The sequence below is a fragment of the Novosphingobium sp. genome (assembly GCF_020852455.1).
In the GTDB taxonomy this organism is placed as follows: domain Bacteria; phylum Pseudomonadota; class Alphaproteobacteria; order Sphingomonadales; family Sphingomonadaceae; genus Novosphingobium.
The window spans coordinates 112,953-131,966 of sequence record NZ_JADZAT010000007.1 but is presented as its reverse complement, the minus strand read 5'-3'; the positions used below and the strand labels follow the sequence as shown (position 1 = coordinate 131,966).

Genomic DNA, 19,014 nt, shown 5'->3' with positions numbered 1-19,014 from the left:
CCAGCCCTCAGGCGGCCTGGCGCTTGCGCACGATCTCGATCGCGTCGCCCAGCGTGCGGAACTTCATGATCTCGCGGCTCGACAGCTTGAAGCCGAATTCCTCTTCCAGCGCGAGCATCATCTCGACATGGCTGAGCGAGGTCCAGCCGGCGACGGTCTCGGCCTCGGAGGCGGGCGAAAGCTGGTCGGGCGCGCAGTGCAGCACCCGCGCGGCGAGGCTGTAGATCTGGGCGCCGACATCGCCTGCGGCGCCGGCGGGCGCTTCGTCGCGGCCCTGGTGCAGCGCGTAGAGCGCCTTGATTTCGGCCATCACCACCTTGCCGGCGGGGCCACGCGGGAAGCTTTCGAACTTGGCGATATCGCGCGGCAGCTTCTGCTTCGATGCGCGCTGGAGGAACTGTTCGACGATCGTTTCGACCGACGGATCGGCATTTTCGTCCACGATCACGCAGCTTACCGCGCGTTCGCCCCACATCGGGTCGGGCAGGCCGAAAGTGACCGCATCGAGCACTCCGGGGATCTGGCGGAGCACGCCGTTCACGTCTTCGGGGTAGATGTTCATGCCGCCCGAAATGATCAGGTCCTTCTTGCGGCCGGTAATCCAGTAAAACCCTTCGGCGTCGCGCTTGGCCAGATCGCCGGTGCGGAACCAGCCATCCTGCAGCACTGCGGCGGTGGCTTCAGGGTTGTTGAAATAGCCGCTCATGATGTGATCGCCGCCGACCAGTAGCTCACCCGACTGTTCGATCCCCAGTTCGTTGCCGTCCTCGTCCACGATTTTGGCCAGACTGTCGATCGGCTTGCCGACCGAGCCAAGGCGGCGATGTTCGGCGGCCGGGCCGCAGTACATCGTTTCGCAGACGGTTTCGGTCAGGCCATAGACATTGACCACCTGCATGCCCAAGCGGGCCTCGCAGGCCTGCCACAGCACCGGATCAAGATAGGCGGCGGTCGAGATCACGAAGCGGAATTCGGGATAGTCGAAGCTGGTGTCGAAGCTGCTGTCGAGCGCCTTGGTCAGCGCCAGCACCGAAGGAACGGTCACCAGGTGGCTGATCGCGTGGCGATAGAGGTCCTGCATCATCTGCGGCAGGACATCCGGGGTAAAGGCATAGGGCCGCACGAACGAGGCGCCGGCATAGAGGCTCATCACCGCGCCTTGCGTAAGGCCATCGGTGTGGTGGAACGGAAGCAGGTTCATCACCTTGCTGTCCGCGCCCAGCCCGTAATTCTTCACGAAGGTGCACATCTGCGCGTTGAGCGCGCGGTGCGAGATCATCACGCCCTTGGGCCGCGAGGTGGTGCCCGAAGTGAACAGGATATAGCTGATCGCTTCCTCATCGACCGGCACGGCTTCCAGTGCGGCACCTTTGTGCGCGGCGATGGTTCCGGCGAAGTCGTCAGCAGGCGTGGCTGCGGCAGGCTTGGCGCCGCCGAACAGGCGGAACCCGCCTTTCTTGGGGGCAGCTTCGGCGCCCACCGGCAGGCGCACGGCAATCTGGGCCAGCGCACCGGCGGCGTCGAGACGTTCGATCACTTCGCTGTCGGCCACAATCGCCTTGGCTTGGGCAGCCTCGATCAGCGTGGCCAGCTCGGCCGCGGGGGCCTTGGGGTCAAGGATCGCGATCGTCACGCCAGAAAGCTGCGCGGCGTAGAAGGTGGTCAGCAGCGCGCGGTCCTGCCCGGTCAGCACCAGCAGGCGTTCGCCCGCCAGCTCCTTCGCGCGCAGAAAGGCAGCCAGCGCCGCCACATCGGCTTCCAGCTCGGCATAGGTAAGTTCGCTGGTGCCGATCATGTAGGTCTTGCGGCGATGCTGTTCGAATGCGCCAAGGATCGCTGCGTTCAGTTTCGACATGTTGCCCCATCTCGCCTGTTGGTCCGGCCAGTCGCCGGTCCCATTCCCGTTCAAGGGAAGAGCTAGGCTGCGATGGTTAATTTTGGGTTAGGAACCGCGAACTTGCATGGCACTTTCTCCGCGCGCGATCGGCGGCTAAAGGCGGGGTTCATCCGCTGCAGCGCAAAGGCCTGATCGATGAAGAAACTGCTCCTCGCGGCCGTGCTGATGGCAGCCCCGCTGGCCGCCGAAGCCCCCAAGGGCGCGCCGCTGCCGGCCTGGATGGCGGGCACCTGGATGACCGAGGACGGCACCGACTGGGCCGACGAGGTCTGGACCGATGCGCGCGGCGGGCTGATGCTGGGCCTGTCGCGCACCGGCTTTGGCCCGCAGCTGCAGAACTGGGAAGCGATGCAGATCCAGCAGCGCCGCGATGGGACGATGGTCTTCGTGGTCCAGCTGCAGGGCCGCACGCCGGTCGAATTCCCGATGGTGCTGGTCAGCGAGCAGGCGGTCGAATTCGCCAATCCGGCCAACGACTATCCGCAACGAATCCGCTATGCGAGGCAAGGAAAGTTGCTCGTCGCAGAGATTTCCTTGCTCGACGGCAGCAAGCCGATGCGCTGGAACTATCGCCAGGTAATCCCGCCGCAAGACGAATAAGGACCGATCCGATGCCTCGCAGCCGCCCGTTCACCCAAGTCGATGTCTTCACCCAGGTTCCCTATAAAGGCAATCCGGTGGCCGTGGTGCTCGATGGCGAGGGGCTGTCGGACGCCGAAATGCAGGCTTTCGCCAACTGGACAAACCTCAGCGAGACGACCTTTGTGGTGCCGGTGACCATGCCGGGCGCGGACTATCACCTGCGCATCTTCACCCCCAAGGACGAGCTGCCCTTTGCCGGGCATCCCACGCTGGGCACGGCCCATGCGGTGGTTGCGGCAGGGCTGGCCAGTCCGCGCGATGGCCGGCTGGTCCAGCAGTGCAAGATCGGGCTGGTCGAATTGGCACTGGGGACGCACGGCGTCTCGTTCAAGCTGCCGCGCTATTCGCTGGAAGAGCTGCCCGACCCCGAAGCCAGCGCCTGGCTGGATGAGGGCGTGAAGCTGCTGGGCAAGCCGCATGCGGTCAATGTCGGGCCGACCTGGCTGGTGGCCGAGCTGGCCGATATGGCCGCGCTTGAAAACCTGGCCCACGATCCGGCCCGGCTGACCCGTTACTACGAACGCACCGGGATGACCGGCGCGACGATCTTTGCGCGGGACGGCGAGAAGGTGATGGTCCGCAGCTTCGCGCCAGGCGACGGTATCCCCGAAGATCCGGTCTGCGGCAGCGGCAACGCGGCCGTCGGGGCCTATCGGCTGGCCATGGGGCAGATCGGCGATGGCGACAGCTATCTTGCCAGCCAGGGCCGCCAGCTTGGCCGCGACGGCTGGATCGCGATGCGGATCGAAGGCGCGGATGTCCACGTTGGCGGACACTGCGTGAGCTGTATCGAGGGAACGGTCAGCCTGTAAAATCCTCTCCATATTTGGCGAATGGCGCATTTTGGGAGGACCTTCGAAAGCGCAACAAAAAGGGCGGCCCGAAGGCCGCCCCTTGCTTGTCCGGACTTGTGCGAAAGCCTTAGCCTTCGACGTGCTCCGCCAGAACGGTCAGCCCGTTTTCACCCACTTCGGCGAAACCGCCGGTGACGCGGATTTCTTCCGGTGCGGCGCCTTCGGTCTTGTAGATCCGCACCGCGCCATCGCGCATCGTGGTCATGAAGGGCGCATGGCCCTCCAGCACGCCTTCCTCACCCTCGGTGCCCGGAACGACGACCATATAGACGTCGTCCGAGCGGACGAGGCGGGCGGGGGTGACGAGTTCGAAGTGGAGAGCCATGATGCCTTACGCTTCCTCGGCCAGCTTCTTGGCCTTTTCAACGGCTTCGTCGATGCCGCCGACCATGTAGAAGGCCGCTTCGGGCAGGTGGTCGTATTCGCCGTCAACCACCGCCTTGAACGAGCGGACGGTGTCTTCGACTTGGACGAACTTGCCCGGGATGTTGGTGAACACTTCGGCGACGTGGAACGGCTGCGAGAGGAAGCGCTGGATCTTGCGCGCGCGGGCGACGGTCAGCTTATCTTCTTCGCTCAGTTCGTCCATGCCCAGGATGGCGATGATGTCCTGCAGCGACTTGTACTTCTGCAGCGTTTCCTGAACGCGGCGGGCCGTATCATAGTGCTCCTGGCCGACAACCGCCGGGGTCAGCACGCGCGAGGTGGAGTCGAGCGGGTCAACCGCCGGGTAGATCCCCAGTTCCGAAATCGCGCGGTTCAGCGTGGTGGTTGCGTCCAAGTGGGCGAACGAGGTGGCCGGCGCAGGGTCGGTAAGGTCGTCCGCGGGAACGTAGATCGCCTGGACCGAGGTGATCGAGCCCTTGTTGGTCGAGGTGATGCGTTCCTGCAGCGCGCCCATGTCGGTCGCCAGGGTCGGCTGATAGCCCACCGCCGAAGGAATACGGCCCAGCAGCGCCGACACTTCCGAACCGGCCTGGGTGAAGCGGAAGATGTTGTCCACGAAGAACAGCACGTCCTGGCCTTCCTCGTCACGGAAGTATTCGGCCATGGTCAGGCCCGACAGCGCCACGCGGGCACGCGCGCCCGGGGGTTCGTTCATCTGACCGAACACCAGCGCGACCTTCGAACCATCGGGGGTCGGGTTGCCCTTGGCGTCCTTGGCGATAACCCCGGCGTCGAGGAATTCGTGGTAGAGATCGTTGCCTTCGCGGGTACGTTCACCCACGCCCGCAAACACCGAAACCCCGCCGTGGCCCTTGGCGATGTTGTTGATCAGTTCCTGGATCAGCACGGTCTTGCCCACGCCGGCACCGCCGAACAGGCCGATCTTGCCGCCGCGCGCATAGGGCGCGAGCAGGTCGATCACCTTGATGCCGGTAACCAGGATCGCGGCTTCGGTCGACTGATCGACGAATTCCGGAGCCTTGGCGTGGATCGGGTTGCTCTTGGCAGCGCCAACCGGACCCTGTTCGTCGATCGGCTCACCGATCACGTTCATGATCCGGCCCAGGGTCTTGGGGCCAACCGGGACCGAGATCTGCGCGCCGGTGGCCGAAACGGCCTGGCCGCGGGTCAGACCGTCGGTTGCGTCCATCGCGATGGTGCGGACGGTGTTTTCACCCAGGTGCTGGGCAACTTCGAGCACCAGGCGGTTGCCGTTGTTGTCGGTTTCGAGCGCCGAAAGGATCGCGGGCAGTTCGCCGTCAAAGGTCACGTCGACGACCGCGCCGATGACCTGGCTGATCTTGCCGGTCGCGGCAACGGCAGCCTTGGCGGCCTTGGGAGCTGCGGCCTTCTTGGCCGGGGCCTTGGTGGTCTTAGTGGCGGTAGCCATGGTCAGTTTCCTTGCCTTGAATGTCGTTAGAGCGCTTCGGCGCCCGCAATGATTTCGATGAGTTCAGTGGTAATCGCGGCCTGGCGGCTGCGGTTGTACTGGATTGTCAGCTTGTTGATCAGCTCGCCCGCGTTGCGCGTCGCGTTGTCCATCGCGGTCATCGAGGCGCCCTGTTCCGATGCGGAGTTTTCAAGCAGCGCACCGAACAGCTGGGTGCGCAGGTAGCGCGGCAGCAAGGCGGCGAGGATCGCTTCCTCTTCCGGTTCGTAATCCACCGCGCTGCCAGCGCCCGCGTCCAGCTTGGTTGCGGCGGACTGGGTCGGCACGGGCACGATCTGCTGCTGAGTGGGATCCTGCTGCAACGCGCTCTTGAACTTGGAGTAGAACAGGTGCGCGACGTCGAACTTGCCTTCGTCGTAGAGCGCCATCAGCTCATCGGCGATCGCTTCGGCTTCGGCATAGCCCGGTTCGCGCACGCTGGTGGTGTCGAACGAAGCCAGCACGGCCTTGGGATAGGCGCGGCGGATCACCGCGCGGCCCTTGCGCCCGATCAGGTAGAACAGGACGGTCTTGCCCTGGCCTTCCAGTTCACGCGCGGCCGACAGCGCGGCCTTGACGACGTTCGAGTTGAAGGCGCCGCACAGGCCCTTGTCGCTGTTGGCGACGACCAGCAGATGGACCTGATCCTTGCCCGTGCCGGCCAGCAGCTTGGGGCTGCTTTCCGAAACGGTGACCTTGCCGGCGATCGAGCCCATCACCGCGGCCAGACGGCTGGCATAGGGGCGGGCAGCTTCGGCAGCCGCCTGCGCCTTGCGCAGCTTGGCCGCTGCGACCATCTGCTTGGCCTTGGTGATCTTCTGGGTCGACTTGACCGAGTTGATCCGCCCTTTGAGTTCCTTGAGTGAAGCCACTCTATCGGTTCCTCTTTTGCGTCACCCCGGACTTGATCCGGGGTCCCGCTTTACTGCGCCGCCGCCGAAGCGGGACCCCGGGTCAAGCCCGGGGTGACGGCGCGGGTTGGTTACGCGAACTGCTTCGCAAAGGCTTCGAGCGCGGCGACGGTGGCCTTCTTGGCGTCGTCACCGAAATCGCGGCTGTCACGGATCATGCCCAGCACGTCGGCGTGCTTGTCGCGCATGAAGCTGAGCATTTCGGCTTCGTAGCGGGTCACATCACCGGTGGCGATGCCATCGAGATAGCCGTTGGTGCCGGCGAAGATCGACACGGTCTGCTCTTCGAACGGCAGCGGGCTGAACTGGGCCTGCTTGAGCAGCTCGGTCAGACGTGCGCCGCGGTTGAGCAGCTTCTGGGTCGAAGCGTCGAGGTCCGAGCCGAACTGGGCAAAGGCCGCCATTTCGCGGTACTGCGCCAGTTCCAGCTTGATCGAGCCAGCGACCTTCTTCATCGCCTTGGTCTGGGCCGCACCGCCCACGCGCGACACCGAGAGGCCGACGTTGATGGCCGGGCGCACGCCCTGATAGAACAGGCCGGTTTCAAGGAAGATCTGGCCGTCGGTGATCGAAATCACGTTGGTCGGGATGTAGGCCGAAACGTCGCCGGCCTGGGTTTCGATGATCGGCAATGCGGTCAGCGATCCGCCGCCCATGCTGTCGTTCATCTTGGCCGCACGCTCCAGCAGACGGCTGTGGAGATAGAACACGTCGCCGGGGTAAGCTTCGCGGCCCGGCGGGCGGCGCAGCAGCAGCGACATCTGGCGATAGGCCACGGCCTGCTTGGAAAGGTCGTCGTACACGATGACGGCGTGCATGCCGTTGTCGCGGAAGAATTCGCCCATGGTCGCACCGGTGTAGGGCGCCAGGTACTGCAGCGGGGCGGGCTCCGACGCGGTCGCGGCGACCACGATCGAATATTCCATCGCGCCGTTTTCTTCGAGCTGGCGGACGATCTGCGCAACGGTCGAGCGCTTCTGGCCGACCGCGACGTAAATGCAGTAGAGCTTCTTCTTCTCGTCGGTGCCCGAGTTCGGGCCCTTCTGGTTGATGAAGGTATCGATCGCGACGGCGGTCTTGCCGGTCTGGCGGTCACCGATGATCAGTTCGCGCTGGCCGCGGCCGACGGGGACCAGGGCGTCGATCGCCTTGAGACCGGTCTGCACCGGCTCGTTGACCGACTGGCGCGGGATGATGCCCGGCGCCTTGACTTCGACGCGCTGGCGCTTGTCGGCCTTGATCGGGCCCTTGCCGTCGATCGGGTTGCCCAGAGCGTCAACCACGCGGCCCAGCAGGCCCTTGCCGACGGGGACGTCAACGATCGTGCCGGTGCGCTTCACGGTATCGCCTTCGCGGATTTCCGAGTCCGAACCGAAGATCACGACGCCGACGTTATCGGCTTCGAGGTTCAGGGCCATGCCCTTCACGCCGTTGGCGAATTCGACCATTTCACCGGCCTGGACGTTGTCCAGCCCGTGGATGCGGGCGATACCGTCACCCACCGAGAGCACGGAACCGACTTCCGAGACCTGGGCGGCGGTGCCGAAGCTGGCGATCTGGTCCTTGATGACCTTCGAGATTTCAGCGGCGCGGATATCCATTGCTTCTTAGCCTTTCATCGCTTGCGCGAGGGTGTTCAAACGGGTGCGGATCGAGCTGTCGATTTGCTTGGAGCCGATGCGGACGATCAGCCCACCCAGCACCTCGGGATCGACATTCGCGGAAACTTTGACGTCCTTGCCTTCGCTGGCCTTCAGCTTGGCGACGATCGCCTTGAGCTGGGCATCGCTGAGCGGATGGGCGCTGGTGACCTGCGCCGTCACTTCCCCGCGCGAGGCGGCGGCGATCGCGGCGAAAGCAGCGACCACTTCGGGCAGCGCGGCGAGGCGGCGGTTGTCGGCCAGCACGCCCAGGAACTTGCCGGTCAGCGCATCGAGCTTGAGCGCCTTGCCCAGCGCGGCCATCGCCTGGCCGGCAGCCTGGCGGGTGACGCGCGGGTTGCGAATCAGCGCGGCGAGTTCGGGGCTGGCGAGAATCGCCTGGCGCAGCGCTTCAAGATCGCTTTCGACCTTGCTCACTGCCTTCTTTTCCGCAGCCAGTTCAAACAGCGCAGAGGCATAACGCCCCTGAAGACTGGCGCTTAGACTGGCCGAAATACCGCCGGAATTCTCCACGCGTTCAGGTTCCTTGCATCGGGTGCGTTGGCAGGGTGGAATCAGCGCTTGGCAGCACCACCACCCCTCAGACGGGGGCGCGCATAGCCATGATTGTGCTGCGATGCAAGGTGGGGCAAGGACATTCCCGAATAGGAATGCGGTTGAGAGGACAATCTATGCCCGAATGGCTCAAGCTGACGATGTCTGACGGGCATGAATTGCCCTGCTACCATGTCGAGCCCCAGGGTGAGCGGCGGGGCGGGTTGGTGCTGGTGCAGGAGATTTTCGGAGTCACCGAACATATCCGCGAACTGTGCGAGGAATATGCCGCCGATGGCTATGAGGTGATCAGCCCGGCGCTGTTCGACCGGATCGAGCCGGGGCTGGAGCTGGGCTATACCGGCGCCGAATGGGAACGCGCGGTGCGGATCGCGCGCGACGAGCAGCCGCTCGATACCAGCCTGGCCGATGTGCAAAGCTGCATCGAATGGATCCACGTGCGCGGCGGTCCGACCTTCATCGTCGGCTATTGCTATGGCGGCTCGCTCGCCTGGCGTTCGGCTCAGACCTCGGACCTGCTCGATGCGGCGAGCTGTTACTATGGCGGTCATGTCGCCGGCCGCTGGGCCGACGAGGCGCCGAAATGCGCGACAATCACTCATTTCGGGAGGTACGATTCGATGGTGCCGATCGAGCCGGTCGAACAGCTGATCGCCAAGCAACACCCCACCGCGCAGCACTTTATCTATGAGGCCGGGCACGGCTTCAATTCCGACCGGCGCAAGGACTATCACCCCGAAAGCGCCGAACTGGCGAAGCAGCGCACGCTGATGCTGTTCCGGGCACTGGGAGGCTGAACATGGCCAAGATCCTGATCATCCTGCCCGAATTCGACTATGACCCCAGCGAGGTCGCTCTGCCCTGGCTGGTCTGGTCACAGGCCGGGCATGAGGTGTGCTTTGCCACCGACAGCGGCCAGCCGGCCTATGCCGATCCGATCACACTGACCGGCGAGGGACTGCCGCTGATCGCCGCGTCGCTCAAGGCGCGGATGGAGGCTGAGGCGGCCTATGCCACCATGATCGCCGCGCCGCATTTCAAGAAACCGGTCAAATGGGCCAAGGCCAGGGCCGGCGACTATGCCGCGCTGCATTTCCCCGGCGGGCACGCGCCGGGGATGAAGAGCTATTGCGAAAGCCCGGAGGTGTTCCGGCTTGGCAAGGAAGCCTTTGCCGCCAACCAGCCGGTCAGCGCGATCTGTCACGGGGTATTGCCGCTGGCCCGCGCAGGCCTGCTCAAGGGCAAGCGCACCACCGCGCTGACCCACATCATGGAAGAGATTGCGGTGCGCCTCACTGCCAAGGCGCTGCCCGGCCATTATCGCACCTATCCGATCAGCGTTGAGACCGAAGTGTGCCAGCGGATCGGCAAGACCGGCAAATTCGAACGCGGCGGGCTGTTCCCGCGCTACGCCGGATCAAAGGCGCCAAACGCGGGTTTCGTGGTGCAGGATGGCAACTACCTGTCGGCGCGCTGGCCGGGAGACGCCTGGACATTGGCGGTGCGGCTGGGCGAATTGCTCTAGCCCTGCCAGCCACCGCGCCGACCGGATCCTCCACCCGGGCCCATACCGGGGAATCCGCCGCGATCGACGCAGCGCTGAAAGGCGGGCAAGTGGTTTTCCCGCGAGGCCCACTGCAGCCGGGTCAGGACGTCCTTTGCCGCAGGGTCATCAATTGTAGGCAGCAGCCGGTCATAAAGTGCGATGTTGGCCACCTCGGCCTTGACCCCGGTCTGGCAGGCTTCGAGCATGCTGGCGGGCGCGGCGATCTTTCCGGTGTAGCGGTTGGCCGGATAGCTCCAGCTGCGCCGGTCAAGCTCTGCCTTGACCATTTGCTGGTGGCGGCGCTCTGCCTGGATAATGTTGCTGAACGGTCGGACATCGCCGTACTTGTCCAGCACCGCCTGATAGGTGGCTTCGGCCAGATATTCGTCATCTACCGCAGCCAGCAACGCGGCACGGACTGGTTCGTCGGATTGCTGGGCGGGTCTGGCAGCGAGGCTGAGGGTGGCGATGCCCGCCATCGCGGCGGCAGTGAGTGAGAACTTGGCGACTCGGTTCATGATCGTTCCTCCTTCTCTCAATATTAGTAACGACTAATTGAACTTGCACTCGCTTCAATGTCGCAATTTGTCGCGCGTGTTTTGAACGCAAGGCCCGGGACGCGCGGCGAATTGCTGGCGGTTAGGCAGGGGCCACAGACGAAAGGACCCGCCATGACTTACCGCATCACCGGGCTTGCCCCCGATGCTTTCGCCGCACTGTTCGACCTGTCAGACGCCGAACTCGCCAGCCGCAATGCGCGCCGCGTGGTTGCCCAGGCGGATCGCGGCTTTCCCTGCCGGATCAGCCTGGAGGATGCCCGCGCAGGCGAAGAGCTGATCCTGCTGCACCACACCAGTCACGATGTCGTCACGCCCTATCGCAGCGCCTATGCAATCTATGTCCGCCGGGACGTAACGGCGGCCGACCTGATCGATGCAACCCCGCAGGTCTTCGAGGGGCGCCCGCTGGGGCTGCGCGGGTTCGACCAGGAAGGCAATCTGCGCGATGCGCGGCTGGCCTTGCCGGGCGAGGCCGACAGCAGGATTCGCGACCTGTTCGCCAATCCCGCTATCGCCTATATCCATGCCCACAACGCCGCGCACGGCTGCTTCGCCGCGCGGATCGATCGCCATGGGGAGACCGCGTGATGCTGGCCGATGAAGACGCCTGGACCGCCGTGCTGGCCCGCGACCGGGCCTTTGACGGGCGGTTCGTTACCGGAGTGCTGAGCACCGGGATCTATTGCCGCCCGAGCTGCGCCGCGCGGCACCCTGCGCGCCACAACGTGCGCTTTTTCGCCAATGGCGAAGCCGCGCGCGGGGCGGGATTGCGTCCGTGCAAGCGCTGCCTGCCCGACGATGTCAGCCGCGACGAACGCGCGGTGCTGAGCGCGATTGCCGCGATCAAGGCCGCCGAACAGCCACTCGCGCTGGCGGCGCTGGCCGAAGAGACCGGCTATTCGCCCAGCCATTTCCAGCGGGTCTTCACCCGTCACACCGGACTTTCGCCCGCGGCCTATGCCCGCGCGCTGATGGCTGAACGCGCGGCTGAGGCCTTGACCGCAGAGGGCCGGGTGACCGATGCCATCTATGCGGCGGGCTATTCGGCACCGTCGCGGTTCTATGAAGCCAATCAGGGGAGACTGGGAATGGCGCCTTCGGCCTGGGCCAATGGCGGCAAGGGCGCGACGATCCATTGGGCGGTGGTCGAAACCTCGCTGGGATCGATGCTGGTTGCCGCGACCGACAAGGGGGTCTGCCGCCTTTCGTTCAACGAGGGGCGTGAGGCACTGGAAGACCGTTTTCCGAACGCGGAGCTGGTTGAGGGCGGGGCTGAGTTTGGCGCGCTGCTCAAATCCGTGGTCGAAGCGGTAGAGGCACCGGGCGATTTCAGCCACATCCCGCTCGACGTGAAGGGAACTGCCTTTCAGGAAGCGGTCTGGCGCGAGCTGCAACGGATTCCGGCCGGTGAAACCCGCACCTATGCCGAACTCGCTGCCGCTGTCGGCAAACCCAGGGCGGTGCGTGCGGCGGGCAGCGCCAACGGGGCGAACAATGTCGCGGTGCTGATCCCGTGCCACCGGGTGATCCGTACCGGCGGGCACCTGGGCGGTTACGCCTATGGATTGGATATCAAGCGCAAGCTCTTGGAAAAGGAAGCAAAGTGATGAGCCAGGTCGAACAGTTCCGCGCGCTGCACGTGCCGGGCGATCCGCTGATGCTGTTCAACATCTGGGACGCCGGCAGCGCCAAGGCGGTGGCCCGAGCGGGCGCCAGGGCAATCGCCACCGGCAGCTATGGCGTGGCCGAGGCCGAGGGGTTCAGGGATGGCGAGGACTTTTCGATCGAGGACGCGTTGCGCAACCTGGAACGGATTGTTGCCTCGGTCGAGCTGCCGGTCACGCTCGATTTCGAAAGCGGCTATGGCGATACGCCTGAGCAAGTCCGTGCCTCGGTCAAGCGCGCCTTTGATGCCGGGGCTGCCGGGATCAACATGGAAGACCGCATGCCGGGCGAAACGGAACTGCTGCCGCTGGCTCAGGCCGCCGAGCGGATCGCTGCTGCGGCGGCCAGCGGGCTGTTCGTCAATGCGCGCTGCGACGTCTATCGCGGGGTCAAGCCCGAGGACTATGGCCAGCAGCACATTGATCAGGTGATCGAACGCGCCCAGGCCTATGCCAGGGCCGGGGCAGGCGGGCTGTTCGTGCCGTTCCTGGGCGATCATGCGATCATCCGCACGATCTGCGCCGCATCGCCGCTGCCGGTCAACATTCTGTGGGGACCGGGGCGGGGCACCCGCGCCGAACTGGCGGCCTGCGGGGTTGGTCGGATCAGCTATGGCCACGGCCCCTGGGCTGCGGCGATGGACTGGCTGGCCGGGCAGGCCAAGGCGGTCTTTGCCGGAGAAATCGTGCCCTACGCCCGGGATTGACCGGTCCGTGCTTGGCTGTATCAATTGCTTAATACAGTCACCGGAGGGGCCATGTTAAAGCGCATAGTACGGTTTCCGCTGAGCCTGCTGGTGCTGGAAGCGCTGGCGGTAGTCCTTGTCGCATCGCTCTATTCAGCCGCCGCGCACAGGATCGGGGTGGGCCGCGATGGCCCGCTGCATTTTGTCGGAGCGCTGGGGCTGGTTGCCGCGCTGATCGGGCTGTGGAAGCTGCTGCGCCGCTTTCTGGAAGGCGAAGACGATCGCGAACTGGTATTTGCGGGCGCTCCGCGCGAACTGGGGGCGGGGCTGCTGACCGGGCTGTGCCTGTTCAGCCTGATGACGGCGATTGTCGCCCTGCTGGACGGGTTTGAAGTGCTGGGGCTGCGCGGTTGGGGCGCGATCTGGCCGATGGCGGCCATGGCGGTGACCAGCGGCACTTTCGAAGAGATGCTGTTTCGCGGGGTGCTGTTCCGCCACATCGAAAGCATGCTGGGCAGCTGGGCCGCACTGGGAATCACGTCGGTGCTGTTCGGCGCCGCGCATCTGTCGAACCCCGGATCCTCGATCTTTGCCGCCGTTGCGATCGCGCTGGAAGCCGGGGTGCTGCTGGGCGCGGCCTATATGGTCACGCGGCGGCTGTGGCTGGCGATCGGCATCCATGTCGGCTGGAACTTTACGCAGGGTTGGATCTTCTCGATCCCGGTTTCGGGCGGCGACGCGCCGATCGGCCTGCTGGTGACCCGGCGGCTCGGACCAGACTGGCTGACCGGCGGGGAGTTCGGGCTGGAAGCCAGCGTGGTCGCCATGGTGGTGGCAACCACCGCCGGTGTGATGCTGCTGGCGCGGGTGCTCCGCAATCACGGAACCATCGCGCCGATGTGGCGACGTCCGGGCGTTTCAGCTTAGCATCGGCGGCATGCCCGGCTCGCACTGCGCCATCGCCCGCTGATAGGCGGGACGCTGGCCGATCCGTTGCAGATAGGCGGCAATATTGGGGAAGGGTTCAAGCGAGGCCCCGCCGAAGGCACGCGACGTCGTCAGGTTGAAGCCCATCATGATGTCAGCGGTGGTCAGCTGCGACCCGCCGAAGAATTCCGCCTCGCCCAGCCGCGCTTCGGCCAGCTGCCAGCTCTTGGCCCCGCGATCGGCCACGAAGGCCGGCAGTTCGCTGGCCCCGGCAGCCTGTGCCGCCAATGCCATCATCCCGTTGGTCATGAAGGTGGCGTTGGAAAAATGGAACCAGAAAAGGTGCCCGGCGAAGTCCGGGCTGTCCGGTCCCGGTGAAAAGCGCGAACCGCCATATTTGCGGTCAATATATTCGCAGATCGCCCCGCTTTCGCCCAGCACCAAGTCGCCATCGGTAATTACCGGGGCGATCCCCATCGGGTGCAGCGCCTTGTAATCGTCGGGTGCCAGCCGGTTGTCCTCGCGCCGGTTGTAGAGCTTGAGCTCGTAATCGAGCCCCAGTTCCTCGCACAGCCAGACGACCCGCTCGCTTTGCGAGATGCGCAGGTGATGGACGGTCAGCATTGGCGTGTTCTCCCAGACGTTGTTTGGCCTGCTTCTACACGAAACTGCGCGGATCGAAATCCAGACCGGCCACTTGCTGCTGAGCAGGGCCGGGCCGGATCATTCCTCGGGTTTGGGAGCCTTGCGATCGCGCATCGCCTTGATCCGTTCCAGCAGCCGTTCGCCCTGGGCTCCGCTGTGGGGATTGAAGGCCAGCGTTTCTGCCAGCTTGATCGCCTCGTCGAAGCGGTTCTGGGCGGCCAGATCGTAAGCATACCGGGCGCGGATGTCTGGCTGTTCGGGAACCAGTTCGAAGGCCCGGGCCAGCCCGTCGCGGGCAGTCTGGCTTGGTTCGCGGCGCTGGCGGCCAAAACTGTCGTACCAGGCGACCAGCACCATGGGATCGTCGCTTGCTGCCTGATTGGCCGTAAGCAGATAGGCCCGCGCGGCTGACCACTTTTCAGGGCTGGTCTCGCCGGCCAGGCGCAGGCGCCGCATGACATAGTCAGCCTTGATGACATTGGCGCGGACATGCTTTGGATTGAGCGCCAGGGCGCGATCGACAGCGGCCTCGGCCTTGGTATCAAGGGCACTGCGCACTTCGGGCGATGCCTTGGCCGCAAGCCCGCGATAGGTCATGGCCAGCTCATAAAGTGGCTCGGCCTCGGCCGGGAAGCGCGCAGCCAGCTGTTCAAGGCGCGCCGGCAAGTCCGCAATGTCCGATGCTGACAGGCGTTTGAGTCGCAGCGGGATCAGGCCATCGGTCATCGCGTCGAGCGGAACCACAGTAAGCGTCGTGTCTGTGTTGAGCGGGCTGCGCGAGGAAATGAAGGTCAGCTTCTCGCGCTGATAGCGATCAAGTGTTTTGTCCAGTTCGGCCAGATCGCCAAGCGCCTCGATCGCAGCCTGGCGCTGATCCTTGCCTGCAGCGATTCCGCCGAAATAGATTCCCAGCTTCTTGTTGTGTTCAGGCCGGGTCAGCAGCATGTGGGTCAGCAGCCACGAACGGCCGTAAAAGACACTTGTCTCGTTCTTGGTAAGCCCCTGATAGCGGCCGAACAGCAGCTTTTCGATCGGCAGCCGCTCCATCTTCAATAGACTGTATGCCCGGTGATTCGCGGGCTTGCCCATTGTCCAGTTGCCGGCATCATCAATGGTTGTAGTCGAGACGAATTCGGCAAACCCTTCGACATACCAGGTGGGGTAGGGGAAGGCCGCATTGCGGAACATGAAGAAGTGGCCGTATTCGTGCATCAGGGTGCCATCGCTGCCCAGATCGAACTGGTTGGCGGCCTTTTCCCGATTGGCTACCGCATAGCTGCCTTCCGCCCGGGTCGAAAAGAACCCGGCGGCATTGGGCAGCCAGCCCTTGGTCAGCGCAGCCACGTCGCTGCGCCGCTCAAGGAAATAGATCGGCAGCTTTGGCTGGTGTGGCTTGTCTTCGAAGCCGAGTTTCAGCTTGAGCAAGGCATCGAACCGCTCCAGCCGGATCGCCGCAGCGCGCAGCTCTTTCTCGCTGCCTTCACTATAGATGATGAAGTGCCTTGTTTCAGCCTTCAGCCATTTGGCGTGGGCCGCAGAAGGAACAAGTAGCTGTGCGAACACCGCCAGCAAGGCGGCAAAACAGAAGCGAATCCAGTGCATGTGGCTGTTATTGCCGAACTAGTGGGGTTGCGGCAACTCCCTGCGTTCAGACAAACGAATAGGGATCGATATCCACCCCGACCCGCACCCCTTGGGGAAATTCGAGCTTGCCCAGCCACTGGCGGATCACATCCTGCAACTGCGCCGAGCGGCGGGCGTTGATCAGCAGGCGATAGCGATAGCGCCCGCGCAGCAGCGAAAGCGGGGCAGGGGCGGGGCCCAGCACCATGACATCGGGCAGATCGGGCCGCATCGCGCCGATCGCGCGCGCCGCCTCGCGTGCTTCGGGTTCGCTTTCCGACGAGACGATGATCGCCGCCCAGCGCCCGAACGGCGGGGCATGGGCTTCCTTGCGCGCTTCGGCTTCGGCGGCATAGAAGGCGTCGCGGTCCCCGGCAGCCAGTGCGGCGATCACCGCGGCTTCGGGATGGCGGGTCTGGATCAGCACTTCGCCCGGCTTCTCGCCGCGCCCGGCGCGCCCGGCAACCTGGGCGACCTGCTGATAGGTCCGCTCGGCTGCGCGCAGGTCGCCGCCTTCCAGCCCCAGATCGGCATCAACCACGCCGACCAGGGTAAGCTCGGGAAAGTGATAGCCCTTGGTGACCAGCTGCGTGCCGACGATCACGTCGATCGCCTTCTGCTCGGCTGCGGCGACGAACCCGGCGATCTTTTCCGGGCTGTTGAGCGTATCGGAGGTGACCACCGCTACCCGCGCATCGGGCAAGGTCTCGCGCACTTCATCGGCGATCCGCTCCACCCCCGGGCCGCAGGCGACCAGGCAATCGCCGGTGTGACATTCGGGGCATTCCTCGGGCGTGGCCAGTTCGTGCCCGCAATGGTGGCAGGCCAGCCGCCGCGAGAGCCGGTGTTCGACCAGCCAGGCGCTGCAATTGGGGCATTGAAAGCGATAGCCGCAATGCCGGCACAGGGTCAGCGGAGCATAGCCGCGGCGGTTGAGGAACAGCAGTGACTGTTCGCCCTTGGCCAGCCGGTCCTGCAATTCGGCCACCAGCCGGGGGGCCAGCCAGTGACCGCGTTCGGGCACTTCCTTGCGCAGATCGACGATCGAGACTTCGGGCAGGCTGGCCCCGCCGAACCGGTCGGGCAGGTCGATCTTGGTATAGACCCCGGCCTCGGCCAGTTGCAGCGATTCAAGCGCGGGAGTGGCACTGGCCAGGATCACCGGGATCGCTTCGAACCGGGCGCGGATCACCGCGACATCGCGGGCGTTGTAGCGCACCCCGTCGTCCTGTTTGAAGCTGACCTCGTGCGCTTCATCGACCACGATCAGCCCCAGCGCCTTGTAGGGCAGGAACAGGGCCGAGCGCGCGCCGACCACCACTTGCGCCTCACCCGAAACGATCGCCCGCCAGGCCCGCCGCCGCTCGCTTTGCTTGACCGAGGAGTGCCACAGCACCGGCGGCACGCCAAAGCGGGCCTCGAACCGGCGCAGGAAGTTCTGGGTCAGGGCGATTTCGGGCAGCAGCACCAGCACCTGGCGCTTGTGGCGCAGCGCTTCGGCAATGGCTTCGAAATAGCATTCGGTCTTGCCCGATCCGGTCACCCCGTCGAGCAGGAACGGCGTGAAGCCGCCGCCGCGCACTGCCGCGACGAAGGTATCCGCCGCGCCCTGCTGGGCCTCGCTCAGCTCAGGGACGGCATGGTCGGGCCGGGCGCGGGGGTAGGGGCGGTCAAGATCGACCGTCACCGGCTCAAGGATCCCCGCGCCGACCATCCCGCGCAGCACCCCTTCGGAAACCGAGGCGAGCGCCGCCAGTTCACGGATGCTCGCCTGTTCGCCGTCCAGCGCGTCCATCGCGGCGGCGCGCTGCGGGGTAAGCCGCTTGGGCTCGTGGCCCGAAAGCCGGTATTCGGTAGTGGTCCCGCCGCCGCGCAGCGCGGCCATCGATCCCAGCGCCATCCGCGCCACCGAATTCATCGGCGCGACATAGTAGTCGGCGGTCCATTCGATCAGGCTGCGCAGCGCCGGCGAAAACGGGGGAACCGGCAGCACTTCCAGGATCGGGCGCAGTTTGGCTTCGGGTACTTCGTCACCCGCCAGCCGCGCGGGATCCCAGACGATCCCCAGCACCTGGCGCGGACCCAGCGGGGCGATCACCAGTTGCCCGAATTCTGTCGCCATTCCAGCAGGAAGGCGGTAATCAAGCACCGAAAGCACGGGATTGAAGACAAGGAGTCGGACGCGGTTCATCTGCGCGTCTCTATGGCGAGAAACCAAGGGCGGTGACAGCCGCAATTTTGTGAAGGAGTGGGGCATCATGGATAGCTTGGACAATCGACTGATCGCGCGCCGCGCATTCCTGGCCGGGACTACCGCCGCAGGATTGCTGGCCTTGCCGGGCTGCCAGTCGATGGGCGGGTTTTCGATGGTCGATGCAATCCGCCGCCTGCTCGATATCTCGGCCAGGAACGCCTTCGCCAAGCTGACCGCACCGGGCGGCTTCTGGGACAGCGAAGTGGCCCGGTTCGACCTGCCCGAAATGTTCGGGGCGAGTGGCGGGATCAGAAGCCTGCTGACCTCGGCAGTGTTCAAGCAGAACCTGCAAAAGCAGCTGAACGTGGTGGCCGAAAAGGGCGCAGCACGGGCCGCGCCGCTGGTCTATGAAGCGGTCACCAATATTTCGATCCCTGATGCCGTTGCAATCGTGCGCGGCGGTTCCAGCGCGGCAACCGGCTATCTGCGCAGCCAGATGGGGCAGGGTCTGGTCAACGCCATGGTCCCGGGCCTGTCGGACGCGCTGCGCATTTCGGGTGATCCGGTGCTGGGGCAGGCAATCCGCGCGCTGTCGGGGGTCGATGTCGGGCAGATCGCCCAGTCTGTCGCCACCCGGGCCGACAATTCGATCTGGAAGCAGATCGGAATCGAGGAAGGCGCGATCCGCGCCCATCCCGAAAGCACCAGGGATCCGCTGCTGATCGGGGTGTTCAAGGTTCTCTAGCGCCCCTTGCGGCGCTAGGCCGCCTCTC

At 65.0% G+C, this 19,014-nt stretch carries 19 protein-coding genes; 9 read left to right on the top strand and 10 right to left on the bottom strand.

The genetic code is table 11. From position 1 onward, the window contains the following. Window positions 1–7: 7 nt before the first annotated feature. Window positions 8–1,855, bottom strand: a complete 1,848-nt coding sequence (locus IT549_RS03095) for an AMP-binding protein (RefSeq protein WP_292969881.1) — start codon at window positions 1,853–1,855, stop codon at window positions 8–10. 177 nt (window positions 1,856–2,032) lie between these two features. Between IT549_RS03095 and IT549_RS03090 the strand changes: the two genes are divergently transcribed. Together IT549_RS03090 and IT549_RS03085 are read left to right on the top strand one after the other, a co-directional pair. Next, window positions 2,033–2,497: a DUF6265 family protein gene (locus IT549_RS03090; RefSeq protein WP_292969880.1), complete on the top strand. Its 465-nt coding sequence runs from the start codon at window positions 2,033–2,035 to the stop codon at window positions 2,495–2,497. 11 nt (window positions 2,498–2,508) lie between these two features. Beyond that, on the top strand, window positions 2,509–3,351 hold the full coding sequence (locus tag IT549_RS03085; RefSeq protein ID WP_292969878.1) for a PhzF family phenazine biosynthesis protein: 843 nt from the start codon (window positions 2,509–2,511) through the stop codon (window positions 3,349–3,351). Between the two features lie 109 nt (window positions 3,352–3,460). Here IT549_RS03085 and IT549_RS03080 read toward each other — a convergent pair whose 3' ends face one another. The 5 genes from IT549_RS03080 to IT549_RS03060 form a co-directional block, all read right to left on the bottom strand. Further along, window positions 3,461–3,718, bottom strand: a complete 258-nt coding sequence (locus IT549_RS03080) for an ATP synthase F1 subunit epsilon (protein ID WP_292969876.1) — start codon at window positions 3,716–3,718, stop codon at window positions 3,461–3,463. A gap of 6 nt (window positions 3,719–3,724) precedes the next feature. Further along, the gene (gene atpD, locus IT549_RS03075) at window positions 3,725–5,230 is read right to left on the bottom strand and encodes a F0F1 ATP synthase subunit beta (RefSeq protein WP_292969874.1); all 1,506 of its coding nucleotides are present in this window, start codon (window positions 5,228–5,230) and stop codon (window positions 3,725–3,727) included. A 26-nt stretch (window positions 5,231–5,256) separates the two neighbouring features. Then, window positions 5,257–6,141 (bottom strand): F0F1 ATP synthase subunit gamma, encoded by an 885-nt coding sequence (locus tag IT549_RS03070; protein ID WP_292969873.1) that lies wholly within the window; start codon window positions 6,139–6,141, stop codon window positions 5,257–5,259. Between the two features lie 110 nt (window positions 6,142–6,251). Then, complete coding sequence (gene atpA / locus IT549_RS03065; protein ID WP_292969872.1) at window positions 6,252–7,781, bottom strand: F0F1 ATP synthase subunit alpha; 1,530 nt, start codon at window positions 7,779–7,781, stop codon at window positions 6,252–6,254. 6 nt (window positions 7,782–7,787) lie between these two features. Then, window positions 7,788–8,354 (bottom strand): F0F1 ATP synthase subunit delta, encoded by a 567-nt coding sequence (locus IT549_RS03060; protein ID WP_292969871.1) that lies wholly within the window; start codon window positions 8,352–8,354, stop codon window positions 7,788–7,790. A gap of 158 nt (window positions 8,355–8,512) precedes the next feature. Here IT549_RS03060 and IT549_RS03055 point away from each other — a divergent pair, with 158 nt between their 5' ends. Both IT549_RS03055 and IT549_RS03050 read left to right on the top strand, forming a co-directional pair. Beyond that, a complete protein-coding gene (locus IT549_RS03055) occupies window positions 8,513–9,193 on the top strand; it encodes a dienelactone hydrolase family protein (protein WP_292969870.1) in 681 nt (226 codons plus the stop codon). A 2-nt stretch (window positions 9,194–9,195) separates the two neighbouring features. Continuing rightward, on the top strand, window positions 9,196–9,921 hold the full coding sequence (locus IT549_RS03050) for a type 1 glutamine amidotransferase domain-containing protein (RefSeq protein ID WP_292969869.1): 726 nt from the start codon (window positions 9,196–9,198) through the stop codon (window positions 9,919–9,921). On the opposite strand, the gene IT549_RS03045 is transcribed toward IT549_RS03050, so the two are convergent. Further along, window positions 9,918–10,460, bottom strand: coding sequence for a DUF2202 domain-containing protein (locus tag IT549_RS03045; protein WP_292969867.1), 543 nt, complete (start codon window positions 10,458–10,460; stop codon window positions 9,918–9,920). The two genes, IT549_RS03050 and IT549_RS03045, sit on opposite strands and share 4 nt — an antisense overlap. Window positions 10,461–10,613: 153 nt before the next feature. On the opposite strand from IT549_RS03045, the gene IT549_RS03040 reads away from it, so the two are divergent. Genes IT549_RS03040 through IT549_RS03025 form a run of 4 tightly spaced genes read left to right on the top strand, consistent with a single transcriptional unit; the run spans window position 10,614 to window position 13,779 of the window. After that, window positions 10,614–11,090 (top strand): DUF1203 domain-containing protein, encoded by a 477-nt coding sequence (locus IT549_RS03040; RefSeq protein ID WP_292969866.1) that lies wholly within the window; start codon window positions 10,614–10,616, stop codon window positions 11,088–11,090. After that, complete coding sequence (locus IT549_RS03035) at window positions 11,090–12,109, top strand: methylated-DNA--[protein]-cysteine S-methyltransferase (RefSeq protein ID WP_292969865.1); 1,020 nt, start codon at window positions 11,090–11,092, stop codon at window positions 12,107–12,109. Before IT549_RS03040 ends, IT549_RS03035 begins: the two co-directional genes overlap by 1 nt. Then, window positions 12,109–12,873, top strand: a complete 765-nt coding sequence (locus tag IT549_RS03030) for an isocitrate lyase/phosphoenolpyruvate mutase family protein (protein WP_292969864.1) — start codon at window positions 12,109–12,111, stop codon at window positions 12,871–12,873. Before IT549_RS03035 ends, IT549_RS03030 begins: the two co-directional genes overlap by 1 nt. A gap of 51 nt (window positions 12,874–12,924) precedes the next feature. Further along, window positions 12,925–13,779, top strand: a complete 855-nt coding sequence (locus IT549_RS03025; RefSeq protein ID WP_292969863.1) for a type II CAAX endopeptidase family protein — start codon at window positions 12,925–12,927, stop codon at window positions 13,777–13,779. Here IT549_RS03025 and IT549_RS03020 read toward each other — a convergent pair. From IT549_RS03020 to IT549_RS03010, 3 genes are all read right to left on the bottom strand, one after another. Continuing rightward, entirely contained in the window at window positions 13,771–14,403 is a 633-nt protein-coding gene (locus IT549_RS03020; RefSeq protein WP_292969861.1) for a glutathione S-transferase, read from the bottom strand. The two genes, IT549_RS03025 and IT549_RS03020, sit on opposite strands and share 9 nt — an antisense overlap. A 99-nt stretch (window positions 14,404–14,502) precedes the next feature. Beyond that, window positions 14,503–16,026 carry a hypothetical protein gene (locus IT549_RS03015; RefSeq protein WP_292969860.1) on the bottom strand — a complete coding sequence of 508 codons (1,524 nt, stop codon included), beginning with the start codon at window positions 16,024–16,026 and terminating at the stop codon, window positions 14,503–14,505. Window positions 16,027–16,072: 46 nt separating this feature from the next. After that, a complete protein-coding gene (locus IT549_RS03010; protein ID WP_292969858.1) occupies window positions 16,073–18,238 on the bottom strand; it encodes a primosomal protein N' in 2,166 nt (721 codons plus the stop codon). Between the two features lie 67 nt (window positions 18,239–18,305). On the opposite strand from IT549_RS03010, the gene IT549_RS03005 reads away from it, so the two are divergent. Continuing rightward, complete coding sequence (locus IT549_RS03005) at window positions 18,306–18,986, top strand: DUF4197 domain-containing protein (RefSeq protein ID WP_292969857.1); 681 nt, start codon at window positions 18,306–18,308, stop codon at window positions 18,984–18,986. Window positions 18,987–19,014 lie beyond the last annotated feature (28 nt).